Source organism: Cellulomonas taurus (assembly GCF_012931845.1).
Lineage (GTDB): Bacteria > Actinomycetota > Actinomycetes > Actinomycetales > Cellulomonadaceae > Cellulomonas > Cellulomonas taurus.
Map to the genome: position 1 here is coordinate 275,298 of NZ_CP051884.1, position 17,893 is coordinate 293,190.

Annotated in this window: 19 protein-coding genes; 8 read left to right on the top strand and 11 right to left on the bottom strand. The window is 73.0% G+C overall.

Going from position 1 to position 17,893, the window contains the following annotated elements; genetic code table 11:
* Positions 1 to 29: 29 nt before the first annotated feature.
* The gene (locus HGK68_RS01230) at positions 30 to 320 is read right to left on the bottom strand and encodes a YciI family protein (RefSeq protein ID WP_169164327.1); all 291 of its coding nucleotides are present in this window, start codon (positions 318 to 320) and stop codon (positions 30 to 32) included.
* A 4-nt stretch (positions 321 to 324) separates the two neighbouring features.
* Positions 325 to 999, bottom strand: a complete 675-nt coding sequence (locus HGK68_RS01235) for a TetR/AcrR family transcriptional regulator (protein WP_169164328.1) — start codon at positions 997 to 999, stop codon at positions 325 to 327.
* A 73-nt stretch (positions 1,000 to 1,072) separates the two neighbouring features.
* On the opposite strand from HGK68_RS01235, the gene HGK68_RS01240 reads away from it, so the two are divergent.
* From HGK68_RS01240 to HGK68_RS01250, 3 genes are read left to right on the top strand one after another with little or no spacing between them, the layout of a single operon-like run.
* Positions 1,073 to 2,104 (top strand): SHOCT domain-containing protein, encoded by a 1,032-nt coding sequence (locus tag HGK68_RS01240; RefSeq protein WP_169164329.1) that lies wholly within the window; start codon positions 1,073 to 1,075, stop codon positions 2,102 to 2,104.
* Complete coding sequence (locus HGK68_RS01245) at positions 2,101 to 2,454, top strand: TraR/DksA family transcriptional regulator (protein ID WP_169164330.1); 354 nt, start codon at positions 2,101 to 2,103, stop codon at positions 2,452 to 2,454. Before HGK68_RS01240 ends, HGK68_RS01245 begins: the two co-directional genes overlap by 4 nt.
* Positions 2,455 to 2,463: 9 nt before the next feature.
* Positions 2,464 to 5,670, top strand: coding sequence for an ATP-binding protein (locus tag HGK68_RS01250; RefSeq protein ID WP_169164331.1), 3,207 nt, complete (start codon positions 2,464 to 2,466; stop codon positions 5,668 to 5,670).
* Positions 5,671 to 5,672: 2 nt separating this feature from the next.
* Here HGK68_RS01250 and HGK68_RS01255 read toward each other — a convergent pair whose 3' ends face one another.
* Positions 5,673 to 6,491: an ABC transporter permease gene (locus HGK68_RS01255; RefSeq protein ID WP_169164332.1), complete on the bottom strand. Its 819-nt coding sequence runs from the start codon at positions 6,489 to 6,491 to the stop codon at positions 5,673 to 5,675.
* Complete coding sequence (locus HGK68_RS01260) at positions 6,488 to 7,474, bottom strand: ATP-binding cassette domain-containing protein (protein ID WP_169164333.1); 987 nt, start codon at positions 7,472 to 7,474, stop codon at positions 6,488 to 6,490. Before HGK68_RS01260 ends, HGK68_RS01255 begins: the two co-directional genes overlap by 4 nt.
* A gap of 163 nt (positions 7,475 to 7,637) precedes the next feature.
* On the opposite strand from HGK68_RS01260, the gene HGK68_RS01265 reads away from it, so the two are divergent.
* The 4 genes from HGK68_RS01265 (at position 7,638) to HGK68_RS01280 (ending at position 12,120) form a co-directional block, all read left to right on the top strand.
* Positions 7,638 to 9,440, top strand: a complete 1,803-nt coding sequence (locus HGK68_RS01265) for an Ig-like domain-containing protein (protein ID WP_169164334.1) — start codon at positions 7,638 to 7,640, stop codon at positions 9,438 to 9,440.
* Between the two features lie 203 nt (positions 9,441 to 9,643).
* Positions 9,644 to 10,114 (top strand): VOC family protein, encoded by a 471-nt coding sequence (locus HGK68_RS01270; RefSeq protein WP_169164335.1) that lies wholly within the window; start codon positions 9,644 to 9,646, stop codon positions 10,112 to 10,114.
* A gap of 24 nt (positions 10,115 to 10,138) precedes the next feature.
* On the top strand, positions 10,139 to 10,591 hold the full coding sequence (locus HGK68_RS01275) for an acyl-CoA thioesterase (protein WP_246260477.1): 453 nt from the start codon (positions 10,139 to 10,141) through the stop codon (positions 10,589 to 10,591).
* 224 nt (positions 10,592 to 10,815) lie between these two features.
* Positions 10,816 to 12,120 carry a hypothetical protein gene (locus HGK68_RS01280; protein ID WP_169164336.1) on the top strand — a complete coding sequence of 435 codons (1,305 nt, stop codon included), beginning with the start codon at positions 10,816 to 10,818 and terminating at the stop codon, positions 12,118 to 12,120.
* Between the two features lie 59 nt (positions 12,121 to 12,179).
* Here the strand turns inward: HGK68_RS01280 and HGK68_RS01285 are convergent, their stop codons facing one another.
* The gene (locus HGK68_RS01285) at positions 12,180 to 13,034 is read right to left on the bottom strand and encodes an HAD-IIB family hydrolase (RefSeq protein ID WP_169164337.1); all 855 of its coding nucleotides are present in this window, start codon (positions 13,032 to 13,034) and stop codon (positions 12,180 to 12,182) included.
* A 63-nt stretch (positions 13,035 to 13,097) separates the two neighbouring features.
* Between HGK68_RS01285 and HGK68_RS01290 the strand changes: the two genes are divergently transcribed.
* Positions 13,098 to 13,865 carry an LppX_LprAFG lipoprotein gene (locus tag HGK68_RS01290; RefSeq protein WP_169164338.1) on the top strand — a complete coding sequence of 256 codons (768 nt, stop codon included), beginning with the start codon at positions 13,098 to 13,100 and terminating at the stop codon, positions 13,863 to 13,865.
* A 54-nt stretch (positions 13,866 to 13,919) separates the two neighbouring features.
* On the opposite strand, the gene HGK68_RS01295 is transcribed toward HGK68_RS01290, so the two are convergent.
* The 6 genes from HGK68_RS01295 to HGK68_RS16340 form a co-directional block, all read right to left on the bottom strand.
* A complete protein-coding gene (locus HGK68_RS01295) occupies positions 13,920 to 14,180 on the bottom strand; it encodes a hypothetical protein (RefSeq protein ID WP_169164339.1) in 261 nt (86 codons plus the stop codon).
* Positions 14,181 to 14,339: 159 nt separating this feature from the next.
* The gene (locus HGK68_RS01300) at positions 14,340 to 15,077 is read right to left on the bottom strand and encodes an SIR2 family NAD-dependent protein deacylase (RefSeq protein ID WP_169164340.1); all 738 of its coding nucleotides are present in this window, start codon (positions 15,075 to 15,077) and stop codon (positions 14,340 to 14,342) included.
* A 90-nt stretch (positions 15,078 to 15,167) separates the two neighbouring features.
* Positions 15,168 to 15,431 (bottom strand): hypothetical protein, encoded by a 264-nt coding sequence (locus HGK68_RS01305; RefSeq protein WP_169164341.1) that lies wholly within the window; start codon positions 15,429 to 15,431, stop codon positions 15,168 to 15,170.
* 76 nt (positions 15,432 to 15,507) lie between these two features.
* Positions 15,508 to 16,272, bottom strand: coding sequence for a LysR family substrate-binding domain-containing protein (locus HGK68_RS01310; protein ID WP_169164342.1), 765 nt, complete (start codon positions 16,270 to 16,272; stop codon positions 15,508 to 15,510).
* A gap of 62 nt (positions 16,273 to 16,334) precedes the next feature.
* Positions 16,335 to 17,702, bottom strand: coding sequence for a dicarboxylate/amino acid:cation symporter (locus HGK68_RS01315; protein WP_169164343.1), 1,368 nt, complete (start codon positions 17,700 to 17,702; stop codon positions 16,335 to 16,337).
* A 52-nt stretch (positions 17,703 to 17,754) separates the two neighbouring features.
* Entirely contained in the window at positions 17,755 to 17,826 is a 72-nt protein-coding gene (locus HGK68_RS16340) for a putative leader peptide (protein WP_425483670.1), read from the bottom strand.
* Positions 17,827 to 17,893 lie beyond the last annotated feature (67 nt).

Here is a 17,893-nt window from a genome sequence, read left to right on the forward strand (position 1 = left end):
CCCGCGGGATCACCGGCCTTCGTCGTGCGTCAGACGGTGAGGAAGGCCAGTTCGTCCCCGGCGGTGGTGGGCACGAACTCCGTCACGGTGTAGGCCGCGACCCCGGCCACGGTGAACGGGTCCTGCGCCACGATCGCCTCGATCCGGTCGCGTGCGCCACGCGCCAGGATCAGGCCGCCGGTGCGCGGCTCCTTCCGGCCGGACAGCAGGAAGGTGCCGTCCGCGTAGTGCGGGGCCAGGAAGGCGCGGTGCGCGGGCATCAGGGCGTCGATCTCGCGCACGTCGGCCAGGTAGGACAGGTCCAGGACGAAGCAGTTCATCCGGTCAGTGTGCCGCCCAGTGCTGGGCGATGGCCCGCACCTCGGTCGGGGACAGCGCGGGCTCCAGCGGCCCGCGGTCCGGTGCGTTGCGCAGCCCGTCGGTGAGGATGCGCAGGTAGCGACGGTAGGCGTCCGGTCGGGTGTCCATCGCGTGGGCGGCCAGCTCGGTGACCATCCACAGGATCATCCCGAGGTCGTCCTCGGTGGCTCCGGGCCGCAGGTCGCCCTCCTCCCGGGCGCGCTCCATCAGGGTGCAGCTGATGTCGGAGAACGGGTGCAGGTGCTCGTCCAGGTCGTGCCGGGTCTCGTCCGATGACAGCGCGGCGTCCCGGAGACCGAGGTTGCGGGTGAGGAGCTCGGCGCCGCGTTCGATCAGCATCATCAGGCCGTCCCAGGCGCGGGGGGCGCGCCTCGCCTGTTCCGCCACCTCGGTCATCTCGCGCAGGGGTCCGGCCAGGGCAGCGCCGATCAGCGAGCGCTTGTCCGGGAACCGCCGGTACACGGTGCCGACGCCGAGGCCCGCGTGGTGGGCGACCTCGTTCAGGCCGACCCCCAGGCCCCGGGTGGCGAAGAGCTCGCTGGCGGCGGCGACGATCCGTTCCCGGTTCCGCGCGGCGTCGGCGCGCAGGGGGCGGGCCGGGTCGACGTCCTCGTCGATGGGGGTGGGGTCGCTGGGCACCGGTCGAGTTTATCGAGTTGATAGCAGTGATCCACTTGTGCGCGGTGCGCGCCGCTCGCGGCACAATGGCGGCATGTCCGATTCGCCGACCGCCGGTCCGTCCCCGGCCGGTGCCCTCCTCGGTGTCGCCGCCGCCGCCCTCGGTGGCTGGCTGCTGCACCTCGGTGCCCGCGACGCGTCGCTGGTCAGGTGGGAGTGCGCCGTCAGCACCTGTGGCACCGACGACCTGGCCGGTGCCGCCCCCGTCCTCGGCATCCTCGCGCTGGTCGTGGCGGCCGGGCTGCTCACCCGCACCCTGCGCACCGTCGCCCCGCCGCTGCTGATGCTCGTCGGTGCCGGTGCCGCGCTGCTCGGGTGGCGCGACGCCGTCGACCAGGGCCTGGTGACCGCTGCCTCGGTGCAGTCCTGGCAGATGGTGGTGGGGCTGGTCGCGGCGGTCGCCCTGGTGGTCACGGTGCTGACCGCGATCCGCGAGCTGCGCCGCTCGTCGGGCTACTGGGTGCTGCTCGGGCGGCGTGGCACCTGGGGCCGGGTGACGGACTACGCCAGCGACGGCACCGCCACCGTGCACTTCGACGACGCGGACGGGAACCGGTACAGCGTGCGGACCTCGGTGCCCCGCGACGCCTTCAAGCGCGCGCCCCGGGTGTACTACGACCCGGTCGCGCCCACCGATGTCGGCCGGCTCCGGGTCGGGCTGCCCGGGCAGCCGCTGACCGCCACCGCCCGGCGGGACCAGTTCGACGCGGTCCGCCGCCTGCTGCCGCTGCCCGACGACGACCTCAGGTCCGACGCCACCGCCGCGATGGACATCGCCCCCGATGGCACCCGCACCACCACGACCACCGGTGCCTACGGCACCCGGAGGACCACGGTCGCGCCGGACGGCACCCGCACCACGACCACGATCGCGCCGGACGGGAACACGACCACCCGCAGCAGCACCGTGCGATCCAGCACCACGCGATCCAGCTCCACGCGGTCCAGCACCGAGACGGTCACCGACGTGTCGGTCGCCCTGGAGCGGCTGTCCGCCCTGCACCGGGAGGGCGCGTTGTCCGACCAGGAGTTCGCCGCCGCGAAGGCCGCCGTGCTGCGCCGATGATCCCCGCCGCGGAGGTGCGCGTCCTGCTGGCCGAGCGCCGACGGGAGGCCGAGCAGCGCCTGGCCGGCACCGCCGCCGAGCGGGCGGCCGTGGTCGCCGCCTCCCGGGACTCCAATGCCGACGACGAGCACGACCCCGAGGGCGCGACCATCGCCTACGAGCGCGGGATGCTCGACGTCCTGGCCCAGCGGGTGCGGCAGACCCTGACCGATGTGGCGGTGGCCGAACGGCGGCTGGCGGCGGGGGAGTACCAGGTGTGCGAGCGGTGCGGCGGGCCGATCGCCGACGACCGGTTGCGGGCGCTGCCGACGGTGCGGACCTGTCGGGAGTGCGCCGGGCGGTCGACCTAGACTGCCCGGGTGTCCGAGCCCTCCCCGCCGCTGCGGGTGCGCGTCCTGGGGCAGGTCGCTGCCGCCGGGCCGGACGGTGCCGCACTGGCGCCGGTGGCCGGACGCGGCGCCGATCTGCTGGCGGCGTTGGTGCTGCTGGACGGGGCACCCGGATCGGCGGAGCGGCTGATCGACGAGGTGTGGCCGCAGGACCCGCCCGGCTCCGGCCGGGCCGCGTTGCAGACCGTGGTCTCCCGGCTGCGGGCTGCGTATGGCGCTGATCTGGTGCGGTCGGTGGCGGCGGGCTACGCGCTCGGGGTCGGTGCCGAGCAGGTCGACCTGTGGCGGGCCGAACGGGCGGTCACCGCGGCCAGGGCGGCAGGTGCCCGGGCCGACACCGACACCGCGACCGCGTTGGCCGAGCTGAGCAGCACGGAGTCCGGCGTTCCGGATCCCGTGCTGCGCGACGCGGTCGAGGCGCGGGCCCGACGGGCGTGGACGGCGCTGGCGCGTGACCGGGTGACCGCCCTGCTCGAAGGACCGGCACCCGCCGACGCCCTGCCGCTGGCCGAACGACTGGCGGACCTCGCCCCGTGGGACGACAGCGCACAGCTGGCCTTGATGCGGGCCCTGCACGCCGCCGGTCGCAGCTCGGTGGCGATCGCCGCCTTCGCCGGGTACCGGGAACGACTGGCCGACGAGCTCGGCACCGACCCGTCCAGCGCGGTCGCCGCCTTCCACCTCGAGCTGCTCACCGCCGAGGCGGCGCCGACCCGGCAGCGGGTGCTCGGGGTCAAGGCCACGCCCGGCGACCTGCTGGGCAGGGCCGAGGACCTGGCGACGGTCGAATCCGCGCTGCGGAAGTCGGCGGTGGTGACCGTGCTCGGCATCGGCGGACTGGGCAAGACCCGGCTGGTGCAGGAGGTAGCACGCCGGGCCGCCGACCGGGGTGAGGCGGTGGCGGTGGTGGAGCTGGCGGCGGTGCGTGACCCGGAGGACCTGCTGCCGGTGCTCGGCAGCGCCCTGCGGGTGCCGGAGCCGGTGCGCACCGCGGCCTCGTCGGCCACCGACCTGCGCGGGATCCAGGACCGGGTGCGTGACCGGCTGGCCGAGCAGCCGCCGCTGCTGGTGCTGGACAACTGCGAGCAGGTGTTGGCGGCGGTGGCGGTGCTGGTCGCGGACCTGACCAGCACGGTGCCGGGGCTGCGGGTGCTGGCCACCAGCCGGGCACCCCTGGGCGCGCCTGGGGAGCGGGTGCACCCGCTGCTGCCGCTGCCCAGCACCGGACCGGACGGTGCACCGGGACCCGCGGTGGCGCTGTTCGTGGAACGGGCCCGGGCGGTCCGCCCGGACGTGGCGCTACCGCCCGAGGTGCTGACCCGGCTGTGCCGGCGCCTGGACGGCCTGCCGCTGGCGATCGAGCTGGCGGCGGCCCGCACCCGGTCGTTGACGGTGGAGGAGATCGAGCGGCGGCTCTCCGACCGGTTCCAGCTGCTGACCGGTGGTGGCGCCGGACTGCCGGAACGGCACCGCACCCTGCACGCGGTGATCGACTGGAGCTGGGACCTGCTCACCGGGTCGCAGCGCGAGCTCGCCCGGCGGGTGGCGTCCCTGCCGGACGGCTTCGGGATCGACGTCGCGGTGGCGCTGGCCGGGCGGGACGAGTTCGCGGTGCTGGACGACCTGGACGCCCTGGTCGGCCAGTCGCTGCTGCGTGCCGAGGAGCATCGGCCGACCCGGAGCATGCGGTACCGGATGCTGGAACTGGTCCGCGAGTTCGGTCAGCGCGAGGCCGAGCGCGCCGGGGAACAGGACCTGATCGTGACCGCCCTCGGGCGGTGGGGGCGTGACCTGGCGACGCAGCGGATCGGACGCGACGGCCCGGACCGGGTCCAACTGGACCCGGTGGTGGAACGCGAGCAGGACAACCTGATCGACCTCCTGCGCACCGAGCTGGCCCGCGGGGCCGAGGCGCGGCCGGACGTGCTGGTCGCCGTGTTCGGGATCAGTGCGATGCGCTGGTTGTTGCAGGGAGCGCACGAGGAACTGGCCCAGCTGCAGCGGCAGGTGCTGGACCGCGCCCGGTTCTGGACGCCGGAGCCGGAGGTGGCCGATGCCGCGGTGCTCGGCTTCAGCATCGCGGCGGTGATCGAGGTGACCTGGGGCGACCTGCGACACGGGGCGCTCGCCCGCCGTCTGGCGCTCCGGGCGCTGGGAGCGGGTGCGGTGTCGCCGGTGAACCGGTTCCTGGCCGCACTGGTCCGGCACATCGGCGACCAACCGGCGCTGGACCGGCTGCTGGCCGAGGCGCGGGAGTCGTCGGACGGGCCGACCCGGCGGTTCAGCCTGCTCGGGTCCTGGACGATCGCGGAGAACGACGGCCGGATCGACGACGCGATCGGCTACGCCGACGGCGCCTACCGACTGGGGGTGGCCCAGAACGATCCGTGGACCATCGCGCTCGCGTCGGTGCAGCTCGCCGGGGCCTACACCCAGAGTGGCCGTGCGGCCGAGGCGATGCCGTGGGTCGCGGTGACCGATCGGGCACTGGAGCGGTTGCACGAGCTGGAGGCCGGGCCCGCCATCGCCGCGATCGAGGAGGGGCTGTGGCAGGTGCGCTCGGCGATGCTGCTCGGCCTGGGCGACTTCGACGCCGCCGAACGGGTGTTCAGCCGGATGGCCGAGCAGGCGCACGACCAGCGCGAGGCCCAGTTGCTCGGTCGGTTGGGCGCCGCCGAGACCGCCTTCGGTCGGGGTGACCTCGACCGCGCGCTGGTGCACTACCGGGAGCTGCTGCTGCTGACCCAGGTGGAGGACTACCGGCAGAACCCGTGGCAGATGGTGGTGGCCGGTGCCTGTCTGGCCGCCCATGCCCTCGCCGGGCGCACCGACCTGCCGGAGCTGACCGAGGTCGCCGAGTCGGTGCGGGACCTGCCGATCCAGGCCGGGAACCGTGGGGTGCCCTACGCCGACCGGCCGGTGCTGGGCACGGTGCTGGTCGGAGTGGCGGCCTGGCGGATGGCCAGCGGCACCCGGGAGGACACCGTGCTGCCGCTGCTGGCGCTGGCCGAGCAGATGCGGTCCCGGCAGGACTACCGACCGTTGCAGCGCGAGCAGCACTGGGCCCGCGCCACCGCCCGTTACGGCGCGGCGGCCGTGCGGGCGGCGCGGGCGGCGCAGCAGGCGGTCGACCGGACGGACGAGCTCCGCCGGGCGGCCGCGCTGCTGCACGGCTGAGGTCAGGCCCGGCGCATGTAGGCCCGCACCGTCAGCGGCGCGAAGATCGCGACCACCACACCGGCGCCGAGCAGCGCCCAGCCGGCGTCGGCGGTCCACGCGCCGTCGATGGTCAGCGAGCGGGCGGCCGTCACCAGGTGCGACACCGGGTTGACGTCCACGAAGGACTTCAGCCAGCCGGGCAGGGAGTCGGCGGGCACGAAGGCGTTCGACGCGAAGGTCAGCGGGAACAGCACGATCATCGAGATGCCCTGCACCGAGGACGCCGATCGCGCGATGACGCCGAAGAAAGCGAAGATCCAGCTCAACGACCAGCAGCTGAGGATCACCAGCAGCCCGGCCCCGACCACGCCGAGGAACCCGCCGTCCGGCCGCCAGCCGATGATCAGGCCCATCACGAAGGTCAGCGTGGTGGCGATCGCGTAGCGCACCGTGTCGGCCAGCAGCGCCCCGGACAGCGGCGCGATCCGGGCGATCGGCAACGAGCGGAACCGGTCGAACACGCCCTTGTCCATGTCCTCCCGCAGTTGGACGCCGGTGACCACCGAGGTGGTGATGACGGTCTGGACCAGGATGCCGGGGATGAAGAACGGCAGGTAGGAGGCGACGTCACCGGCGATCGCGCCGCCGAAGATGTAGGTGAACATCAGCGTGAAGATGATCGGCTGCACCGTCACGTCGAAGAGCTGCTCCGGGGTGCGCTTGATCTTCAGCAGCCCGCGCCAGGCCATCGTGAACGACTGCCGCACCGTGGTGAGCAACGGGACGTGGTTGGACGCCTGGGCGGCCAGGGCGGTGGGGTTCAGGGTGACGGCGCTCATGCCAGCACCTCCTCGGGAACGGCGGTGGTGTCGGCGCTCGCGGGCCGACCGGTCAGGGTGAGGAAGACCTCGTCGAGGGTGGGCTGCTGCACGGCCACGTCGGACAGGTGGATACCGGCCGAGCGCAGCGCGACCAGCACCTCCCCGGCGGAATCGGCGGCGGGCACCGGAGCGGTCAGGTGGCCGTCCGGGGTGCGCACCGGCGCCACACCCAGCACGGCGCTCGCCAACCGGGTGGCCTCCGGCAGATCCGCCTCGTCGGCCAGGCCCAGGTGCAGCCGGGCGGTGCCCACCGACGCCTTCAGCTCCGGGCCGGTGCCCTCGGCCACCACGGTGCCGCGGTCGATCACCGCGATCCGCTCGGCCAGCTGGTCGGCCTCGTCCAGGTACTGGGTGGTCAGCACGACGGTCGAGCCGCCGTCGATCAGCCCGCGCACGGTGTCCCACATCTGCAGGCGGGTGCGCGGGTCCAGGCCGGTGGTCGGCTCGTCCAGGAAGATCAGCGGCGGCCGGGCGATCAGCGAGGCGGCCAGGTCCAGCCGCCGTCGCATGCCGCCGGAGAAGTTCTTCAGCGGCCGGGCCGCCGCCTCGGCCAGCCCGAACTCCTCCAGCAGTCCGGCGGCGATCCGCTGCGCGTCCCGGCGGGAGAGGCCGTGCAGCCGGGCGAAGAGCACCAGGTTCTCGGTGGCGGACAGGCCCTCGTCGACCGAGGCGTACTGGCCGGTGACGCCGATCAGTCGGCGCACCGCCTGCGGTTCGGACCGCACGTCCCGGCCGAAGACGGTGGCGGTGCCAGCATCCGGCTTCACCAGGGTGGCGAGCATGCGGATGGTGGTGGTCTTGCCGGCACCGTTCGGGCCGAGCACGCCGTAGACGGCGCCGGTCCGGATGTTCAGGTCGATGCCGTCGACCGCGCGGTTCTGGCCGAAGGTCTTCACCAGACCACGGGCCTGGACGGCCCAGGGGGCGTCAGTGGGGTTCATGGCGACGATCCTGCGCGGGGCCGCTGGCACCGCACTGACATCGCGCTGACAGGTGGTAGCACCCGGTGACAGCTCAGACTTCTGCACCCTCGGGCCGATAGGACTGTCGCGCCGATGGTCGGCGTCGTCGCCTGGTCGCGGCGTGCCCCATCAGGAGCTCTCCGTGGCACCCATCCTCTCCGGCCGTCGTGCCGGGCTGGTGCTCGCGCTGGCAGCGATTCTCGCGCCGCTCGGCATCGGCACAGCTCAGGCGGCGACCCCGCCGCCGGTCCAGGTCACCCAGTCACCGAGTGGTGCCGTCTTCACGCCGATCCCGGTCCAGTTCGCCTGCTCCGGACCCGGTGCGACCTCGCTCACCTGGCGGACATCGCAGGCGGAGACCGGCACCGTGACCATGTCCGACGGCGTCGTGGACGGCACCGCGTACTACACCGCCAAGCCGACCTACAACTCCCGCGGTGGTCACTGGATCGAGGCGTTCTGCGTGGATGCCGGGGGTCCGTCCTCCACCTGGACGTACACCCCGGTCTCGGTGAACACCATCCCGAGCACCACGACGCTGAGCGTGACGCCACCGGCCTTCCCGGGCGACGCGATCACCGGCACCGTGACCACCACCGGCACGGCCGGACCGCAGTACGGCTTCTTCAGCGTGTACGTCGACGGCGTGCCGAAGACCTTCACCCAGGCCGTCGGGTCGACCCCGTTCCGGATCACCGGCACCTTCCCGGCCAGCGTCAGCGTCTACGGCGCGTTCACCAGCACCGGTGAGATCTACCAGGACTCGCAGTCGGCACCGCAGACCGTGCTGATCCCGCAGGAGCCGGTCAAGGTGCAGCCGACCGTCACGGTGCAGGTGCCCGCCACCGCCTACGCGAACTCGACCTTCCCTGCCACCGCCACCGTCACCGGCAGCGCCGGTGGCCCGGTGCCCACCGGTGAGGTGGAGTTCCGGTACAGCGAGGGCGCGTCCCTCGGCCGGGTGCCGTTGGTGAACGGCGTCGCGACCGCCGACCTCGGGCTGGGCTTCACCGGCACCGTCGACATCTACGCCACCTACTTCGGCGACGAGCACTACACCGACCGCAGCTCGGCCCGGCAGTACGTCACCCTCAGCCCGGTGCCGACGCCGATCGTCACGGTTGACGCCCCGAAGACCGGCACCAGTGACAAGGGCGTCACCGCCACCGTCACCGTCGCCGCCCCGGACAGCTCGCTACCCACCCCGGGCGGTGGGGTGCAGCTGCTCGTGGTCAAGCCCGGCACCGGCCTGGTGGCCGACGCCGGCGGGGTGCTGGCCAACGGCGTCATCACCCTGTCCACCGGCCCGCTGCCGGTCGGCGAGTACACCCTGCTGGCGCACTACTCGGGCGGCGGTGACCACCCGTACCAGCAGACCGACTCCGCCGAGCAGAGCCTGGTGATCAGCGCCCCGGTCGTGGAGACGCCCACCCCCGGGACCCCGACCCCGGGCACCCCGGAGACGCCGAAGCCCGAGACGCCCACCCCGGCGACCCCGGTTCCCGCCACCCCCATCCCCTCGACCCCGGTCGTCACCCCGGCACCGGTGATCCCGGTGGTCACCACCGACAAGGCGCTGGCGCAGGCGGGCGCCCGGGTCACGCTGCGCGCCGAGGGCTTCGTCCCCGGCGAGACGGTGCGCTTCGTGCTGCACTCGGAGCCGGTGTTCCTTGGGACCGCGGTGGCCGACGCGAACGGGGTCGCCACCCTGGTCGTGGCCCTGCCGGACGGTGTCCCGGCCGGTCAGCACCACGTGGTCGCGACCGGAGTCGACTCCGGCCGGGTCGCTGAGGTGCCGATCCTGGTCGCCGACCCGCGCGGCACCGGGGCGCGGCTCGCCACCACCGGCACCGACCCGGCGGCGCTGACCGGACTGGTCGCGGCCCTGCTGGTCGCCGGTGCCGGACTGCTGGTGGTCGCGCGGGTGCGTCGCCGCGCCGCCTGATCGCCGCCTGATCGCCGGGTCATCGCCCGCACGACGGCCGACGCCGCCCGTTCCCGGTTCCGGGGGCGGGCGGCGTCGTCGTGTGGCACGTGGGCGGACGCCCCGCGGTCCCCGCAGCCGTGGTCGGGGTGGGTGTCGTCGTGCGGGCGTCGGCCGGATGGCGGACACTCGTCGGCGTCGATGTCGCCGCCCGGGGAGCGCCCATGTCCGTCACACCGTTCCTGTGGTTCCACGCCCACGCCGAGGACGCCGCGGCGTTCTACGTCACGCTGTTCCCCCAGTCCCGCATCCGGCACACGGTGATGACGAACAGTGCGATCCCCGGTGACGACGACGGGGTGCTCACCGTGGACTTCGAGCTGGACGGGCAGCGGATCATCGCGATGAACGGCGGCCCCGCCTTCACCCTGGACGAGGCGTTCTCGCTGTCGGTCGAGGTGGACGGCCAGGAGGAGGTCGACCGGCTCTGGGACGCTCTGACCGCCGACGGGGGCGAGCCGAGCCGGTGCGGTTGGTTGCGGGACCGGTTCGGACTGTCCTGGCAGATCATCCCGCGCGAGTTGCACCAGCTGATGGCCGATCCGGACCCGGAACGGGCGTCCCGCGCCGCCGCCGCGATGATGACGATGGGCAAGATCGACGTCGCCGCGCTGCGGGCGGCGGCGGACGGGTAGGTGCGCCCGGCCTACCCTGGTCCGGTGACTCAGCCCCGCCGCGGCCGCGTGACCATGCAGGTCCGCTGGTCCGATGTCGATCTGTTCGCCCATGTGAACAACGCCGCCTACCTGCGCTTCCTGGACGACGCGCGCTTCGCGCTGTTCCCGAGCATGGGGGTGGACCCGGCGGGTCGCCCGACCGATTCGATGCTGGTCGTGGTCAAACACGAGATCGACTACCTGGCGCCCCTCGCGTTCCGGCCGGAGCCGGTGGCGGTGGAGGTCTGGGTGCCGCGGATCGGCACGTCGTCGGTGGACTTCGCCTACGAGATCGTGGACGAGCCGTCCGACCCGGACCGCACCGTCTACCTGCGTGCCCGGTCCCGGATGGTGCAGCTGGACCGGCTGACCCTGGCCCCTCGGGCGTTCAGCGACACCGAGCGCGCCGTCTTCGAGCGCTTCCCGGGGGAGGGGCCCGACCTGCACGCCTGGTGAGGGTCGACCACTCAGCTTCCCCGGCACCACCTAGCAAAACCGGCCACTGACCCTCAAATCGGACACCGCCACCACCTATTTCGGCCGGGAACGGCCACTCCCCGGTGGCAACGTTCGAAGGGTCCGAGGGCCGGTGCCCGCCCACCGCCCTCGGACTCCAGCCATAGGGGCAGTGGCTGGCGCACCCCGCGTCCGCACTCCCTCGGACGTCGGAAGGCACATTGATGAAGATCCAGACCCTGCACCGCCTGCGCCTCGGTAGCGCGCTGATCGCCACGATGCTGGTCACGCCGCTCGGAGCCGGTGTGGCGAGCGCCGCGGCCGTCGAGCCGGACCCGACGGTCGCCGTGACCGCGTCGGACGAGGCCGGTGCATCGGAGGTCACCGCGTCCGAGACGGCCCCGGTCGAGTCCGAGGCCGCGCCGGCCACCGAGAGCGACGACGCCGGCTCCGCGTCGGACGACCCCACGGAGGTCACCGAACCGGCTGGCGAGGCCACCGCCGATGACGCCCCGGCCGACCCGAGCACCGGTGACGTCACCAGCACCGAGGACCCGGCCGCCGAGGCGACCGTCCCGACCGGGGCCACCGCACCGACCGGGACCACGACACCGCGCGCCGCCGCGATCCCGGAGGGCGTGCTGATCACCAGCCTCGCCGTCGACGCCACCGTGTCGCCGGTGCAGCAGCCGTGGAATACGCGGGGGGCCTACGCCGCCACGCTCACCGTGCACGATGTGGTCGGCACCGGCAGCGACACCCTGAGCTACGCCGGGCTGGTCGCGGACAGCGCCTTCACCCTCAGCGTCAACGGCGGCACCCCGACCGCCGTCCAGCCCGCCACCGACGGCACCGTCCCGGTGACCGGGATCGTCGAGGGGACGAACTACCTGGTGCTGAACGTCCAGTACGCGAACCCGGAGGCGCCCGCGGTGACGGCGGCGGCGAGCTACTACGTCGAGCTCAGGGTGCTCACCCAGGCGGAGACCGTCGACCTGGTGCGCGAGGACACGGCGTCCACCGGGGTGAACGAGGGCACCCGGTACCAGGGGGAGCAGGTCACCGTGGTGGCGCCGGCCGGGACCTACACCCCGGGCGAGGTCCTGACGGTGACGGTCTACGACGAGAACGACGTCGCGGTGGACACCGTGACCGCCGTCGCCGCCGCGGACGGTTCGCTGTCGGTGACCTACTCGGTGCCGCCGACCATGACCCCGGGCGACTACCTGCTGTACCTGAGCGACGCGGCGGGTCAGCCGGCCGGCTCGTACATCCTGCACGTGCTGGAGCGGGTCGCGGAGCCGGTCACGCCGGTGGACAACACCGTCACCGCCACCGACACCACCCAGCAGGTGAAGACCGACCCGGCGGTGTCGACGGTGCGTTCCGCCGCGCTGGCCGACCGGCTGGCCACCACCGGCTCGGACTCCTCCGCCGCGCTGTGGGCCGCCGGTGGTCTGGCGGCTGCCGGTGCGGTGCTGGCCGGTGGTGCGGCGATGCTGCGCCGTCGTCGGTCCGTGGACTCGTGAACCGACATCCCTGACCGCGAGGCCCGGAGGTTCCGCCGACCTCCGGGCCTCGCGACGGGTCAGAGCGTGATGCCCAGGACGGCGGCGATGGTGCTGACCACGCCGCCGCGCTGGTTCGACGGCACCACGTAGGCGGCCGCCGCGCGGACATCGGGGTGGGCGTTGTCCATCGCGCAGGACCACCGGGCCGCGGCCAGCATCCCGAGGTCGTTCCGGTAGTCGCCGAAGGCCATCGTGTGCTCCGGTCCGATGCCCAGATCGCGCTGCACCCGCCGCAGCGCCACCCCCTTGTCGGCCTCCGGGCTCATCAGATCCAGCCAGTGATGACCGGAGACCAGCACCCGCACGGGCCCGTCCAGATCGGCGAACACCGGGGCGGTCCGGTGCTCCACCGACCCGGCGTCGTGCACGGCGACCTTGAGCGGCACGTCGTCGATCGCGGTCAGGTCCGGCACCTGGGTGACCACGGTGTAGTGCTTGCGGACCTGCGTGGCGAACTCGCCCTCGAAGTGCTCGACATAGGCCGAACGGGTGCCCGACACCACCACCCCAACGGGTAGACCTGCGGCCGCCAGCTCCCGGGTGTGGGCGACGGCGCGCGGCACGATGCCCTCCGGCAGGGCGGTGGTGGACAGCACCTGGTCGCCCCGTCCGACGTAGGCGCCGTTCTCCGCGATGCACACGTAGTCGTCGGCCCGTTCACCCAGCTGAGCGCGGATGTTCGCGAACTGCCGCCCGCTGGCCGGGCAGAAGGCGATGCCCCGCCGGTCCAGCTCGGTCAGCAGCCCCCAGATGCCGTCCGGCATGCGTCCCGCGTCGTCCAGCAAGGACCCGTCCATATCGGTCGCGATGAGCCGAATCCGGTCGATGTCGGGCAGAGTGGGCGGCACGATGACCGGAGCGGGTGTCGACATGCCGACATCCTCTCAAGCCACCGCCGACCGATCGGTCGGCTCCGATCACCACAGGGGATCTTCATGCGACTCCACCGCGGCCTCACCGCCGTCGCCCTGGGCGCCGTCACTGCGCTCGCGCTCACCGCCTGTTCCGGCGACGATTCGGCCCCGGCCGCGGACTCGCGCACCACCGCCGCCGCCGACGCACCGACCGCGGTCGTCGAGGAGGAGACCACCGGCCTGACCCCGGAGAACTTCGCTCAGCGCACCGTCGCGGCGCTGGTCAAGGCGGAGACCATGTCGATGGGCATGGAGATGGCGGCCGAGGGGCAGACCGTCACCATGACCGGCCAGGTCCGGATGACCAAGTCCACGATGGACATGACGGTCGACTACGACATGCTCGGCATGACCTTCGACATGATCATGATCGACGGCAAGGTCTACATGGGCACCGGCGGCCAGTACCAGGAGATGTCGCCGCAGGAGATGGGCGCCGACTCGGTGGACGAGCTGATGGCCCAGACCGACGCCCGCGCCCAGATCGAGAGCCTCAAGGGCGCCATCGTGTCGGTGGAGCCGCAGGGCGAGGAGGAGATCGAGGGGATCCCGACCACGCACTACCTGGTCACCGTCGACCCGACCAAGCTCACCAACGTCGACCCGGCCGCGGCCGCCGCGATGGGTGACTCCTTCGGCTACGACTACTGGCTGGACGAGGCGGACCGCACGGTGCGGATGGCCTACGCCGTGCAGGGCGTGGACGCGTCGATCACCTACTCGAACTTCGGCGAGCCGGTGGAGATCACCGCTCCGGACCCGAGCACGCTGACCACCGGCCTGTTCTGAGCCGACCGACGAGGGCGACGGATCCGCTGACGGCGGGTCCGTCGCCCTCGTCGTTCACGGGGTCAGGAGGTCGTGCAACATCGCGGACACCGCATCGCGATGCTTGCGGCCGTTCAGCGCCGCGCCCCCGGAGTGGGTGAGCCGGACCGAGCCCCGCCAGACGGCATCGGCCAGCACCAGGGCCGCGTCATGCTCGTGGACCCAGGTCTCGAGTTGGGCACGGTTCATCGGACTGCTGAACAGCGCCGCCAGCAGTTCGCCGTAGACCACCGCGCGGCGCGCCTCCTCCTGGACCTGTCGACGGGCATGCGGCATGGGGACGGACCTCCGGCATCGAGGGGGCCCGGACTGTCCGAGCCGTCCTGGCCAGCGTCGACGCCCGGTCGGAGGTCCGACGGCGCGGTCCCGTGCTCCCGGTGGTCCACGTCGGTGGAACCACGGCCCCGGGCGCCCGCGCCGGGGTGGCGGCGCGGATCAGCCGCGCTCGATCAGCTCCGCGACCAGGTCAGGCACCGCGTCCTCGATCGGTGTCCGGATCACCCGGCTGGCGTGGTGGTCGTAGGGCGTCGGCTCCGCGTTCACGATGATGACCTCCGCACCGGACTCCGCCGCGATCCCGGTCAGGCTCGCCACCGGCTGCACGGTCAGCGTGCTGCCGATCGCCACGAAGACGTCCGCGTCCTGCGCGGCGGCGATCGCCCGGCCCAGGGCGTCCTCCGGCAGCCGCTCGCCGAAGTACACGACATCCGGCTTCAGGATGCCGCCGCACTCCAGGCAGTCGGGGTCGCCGTTCCGGTCGAGTCGCGCCAGCACCGCCGACGTCGCCTGACGAGCGCCGCAGCGCAGGCAGCTGGTGGTGCGCAGTCCGCCGTGCAGCTCGATCACGGGGGAGTCGTGCCCGGCCGCCTGGTGCAGGCCGTCGAAGTTCTGGGTGAGCACCGCCTCCAGCAGCTCGGCGCGCTCCAGCTCGACCAGCGCGCGGTGCGCTGCCGAGGGGGTGGCGGTCCACGCGGGGTGATCGCGCCACATCGCCCACCCGGCCCGCCGCACCGCCGGGTCGTTCACCAGCCGGTCGATCTCCAGCAGCTCGGCCTGGTCCGGGTGCCGAGTCCAGGTGCCCTCCGGACCTCGGAAGTCCGGGATGCCGGAGCCGGTGGAGATCCCGGCACCGGTGAGGACGGTGATGTGCGAGCCAGGGCGACGCTGATGCATGGCACGACTCTGCTCCTGCCCGCCCCGCCCGGCCAAGTCGACCCGGCGCGGCGGTGGGTGCGGACGGCCATGTCCGCACCCGCCGGTGGATCAGCCCTTGTACAGCACCGTGTAGCCCCACGTGCCGTTCGCGTAGCGCACACAGTCCTGGCCACCGTGGACGGTGCCACCGCGGCCGGCCAGGACGCCGAGGAACATCGACCGCGACAGTTCGCAGACCGCCTGCGACGGGTGCCCGTTCGACACGTGCAGTTGGGGGTCGGCGGCCGACGCGGCGGCAGGGGCGGCCAGGCCGAGGCCGGCGGTGAGCATGAGGGCTGCGGCTGCGGTCGTGACGCGCTGACGGAGCTTCATCTGTCCTCCAAGGTCCGGTTGGGTCGGTCTCACCCACCGTTCCAGACCTCTGTGACCTTCACCACTGCGGGCGCCGTCAGCGGCCGCGGCGCTTCCCCCCACCCGGGCGCCCCGGCTGCCGACGGGACGACTGCCCGGGCTTCGCGGCCCGACCGGGCTTCCCGGTCCCGGACCTCGCGGGTGCGCCCGCACTCGGCTTCCTGGTGCGCTCCGGTTCCGCCGGGGCGGTGGTGCGTCCGCGCGAGCTGTTGGCGGTGCGGCCACGGATGATGCCGATCAGTTCCTCGATCAGCGGGTCGTCCTCCCGTGCGCGGGCCCAGGCGAGGGCGGCCTGGCTGGTCGGCGCCTCGGTGATCGGCCGGTAGGTGAGGTCCTTGCGGTGGTGCAGCCGGGCCAACGACATCGGGACGATCAGCAGGCCGACCCCGGAGGCGACCAGCTCGACGGCGTCGGCGGTGGTGTCCGGGGTGGGCAGCAGGGAGGGTTCGCCGGGCGGGGTGGTCCAGCGGATCACGTCGTCGGCCGGGGTGATCAGGGTCTCCTCGGCCAGGTCCTCGGCGGTGAGCTGGTCCAGGGCGGTGAGCAGGTGGTCCTTGGGCAGGACGACCACCGTGACCTCGGTGAACAGCGGGATGGCATGCAGGGTGTCCCGGTCCACCGGGAGCCGGAGCAGGGCGGCGTCGGCCTCGCCGGCGACCAGTGCCGGACCCGCCTCGGCGTCGGTGAGCTGGAGCAGGGTGAGCGGGTGGTCGGGCAGCCGCTCGGCCCAGGTACGAGTCCACGAGGTGGGCTGCATCCCGGGGGTGAGAGCGAGCCGGAAGTGCTGGTCCGGGGTGGTCATGACGTCGGCGGTCCTTCCGGTCGCTGGCCGGTCCAGGGTAGTGGCCAGCGACCGGAAGTACGTCAGTGGGCGCCGACCGGCTCGGGGGCGACCGGCGCCGCGTCCTCCTCGGTGAACAGGTCCTCGGCCTGGGCGCGGTCGTACTGGGCGCGGTCGAGGATGCCCTCCCGCTTGGCGACGATGGTCGGTACCAGGGTCTGCCCGGCGACGTTCACCGCGGTGCGGCCCATGTCCAGGATCGGGTCGATGGCCAGCAGCAGCCCGACGCCCGCCAGCGGCAGCCCCAGGGTGGACAGGGTCAGGGTGAGCATCACGATCGCGCCGGTCAGCCCGGCGGTGGCGGCCGAGCCGACCACGGAGACGAAGGCGATCAGCACGTAGTCCCAGAACGACAGGTCGATGCCGAAGATCTGCGCCACGAAGATCGCCGAGATCGCCGGGTAGATCGAGGCGCAGCCGTCCATCTTGGTGGTCGCGGCCAGCGGCACCGCGAAGGAGGCGTACTCCGACGGCACGCCCAGGTTGCGCTCGGTGACCCGCTGGGTGACCGGCAGGGTGCCGATCGACGACCGGGACACGAAGGCGAGCTGGATCGCGGGCCAGGCGCCACGGAACCAGCGCGTGATGCTCAGGCCGTTCGTCCGCAGGATGACCGGGTAGACCACGAACAGCACCAGGGCGAGGCCGATGTACACCGCGATGGCGAACCGGCCCAGCGAGGCCAGCGACTCCCAGCCGTAGGACTCGACCGCGTGCCCGACCAGGCCCAGGGTGCCCAGCGGGGCCAGCCGGATGATCCACCACAGCACCCGCTGGATCACGGTGAGGGCGCTCTGCACGAAGGACAGGAACGGCTCGGCCTTGGCGCCGGTGCGCAGCACGGCGATGCCGATCACGATCGCGATGATCACGATCTGCAGCACGTTGAAGCTCAGCGAGGTGCTCAGGCTGCCGTCGTCGGCCGCGCTGGTGTTCGCGGTCAGGCCGAGCGGGTTACCGGGGATCAGACCGTCCAGGAAGTCCAGCCAGGACCCGGTGCGGCCCGCCTCGTAGCCCTGGTCGGCCGACAGCGTGGTGTGCCGACCCGGTTGCAGGATCAGGCCGAGACCGATGCCGATCACCACCGAGACCAGCGCGGTGACCGCGAACCAGCCCAGGGTGCGGGCGGCGAGGCGGGCGCCGTTGGTGACGTTCCGCAGGTTGGCGACCGAGGCGACGATCGCGGTGAAGATCAGCGGCGGGACGATGGCCCGCAGCAGGGTGACGAAGGACGACCCGATGGTGTCCAGGGTGGTGGCGAGCCAGTTCGGCGAGTCGTCGGCGGCGGGGCCGATCGCCAGGGCCACCCAGCCGAGGGCGACGCCCAGGACCAGGGCGGCGATGATCTGGAAGCCGAAGTTGCCGAGCACGGAGCGCAGGCGCGAGGACATGAGGACCTTTCAAGCGTGGTGCGGTGAGCTGATGTCGGAGCTGGAAGAACGCTCAACGACACAGCGCGCTGGCCACGCGGCGCAGGTCGACGGCACGACGCGTGGTGAGGTCCACCCCGGTCATCTCGCCCCCCTGATCCTCGCTGCGGTCCGGAGCAGTCTAGGCACTGCTCCGGACCGCGCGCAGGGTG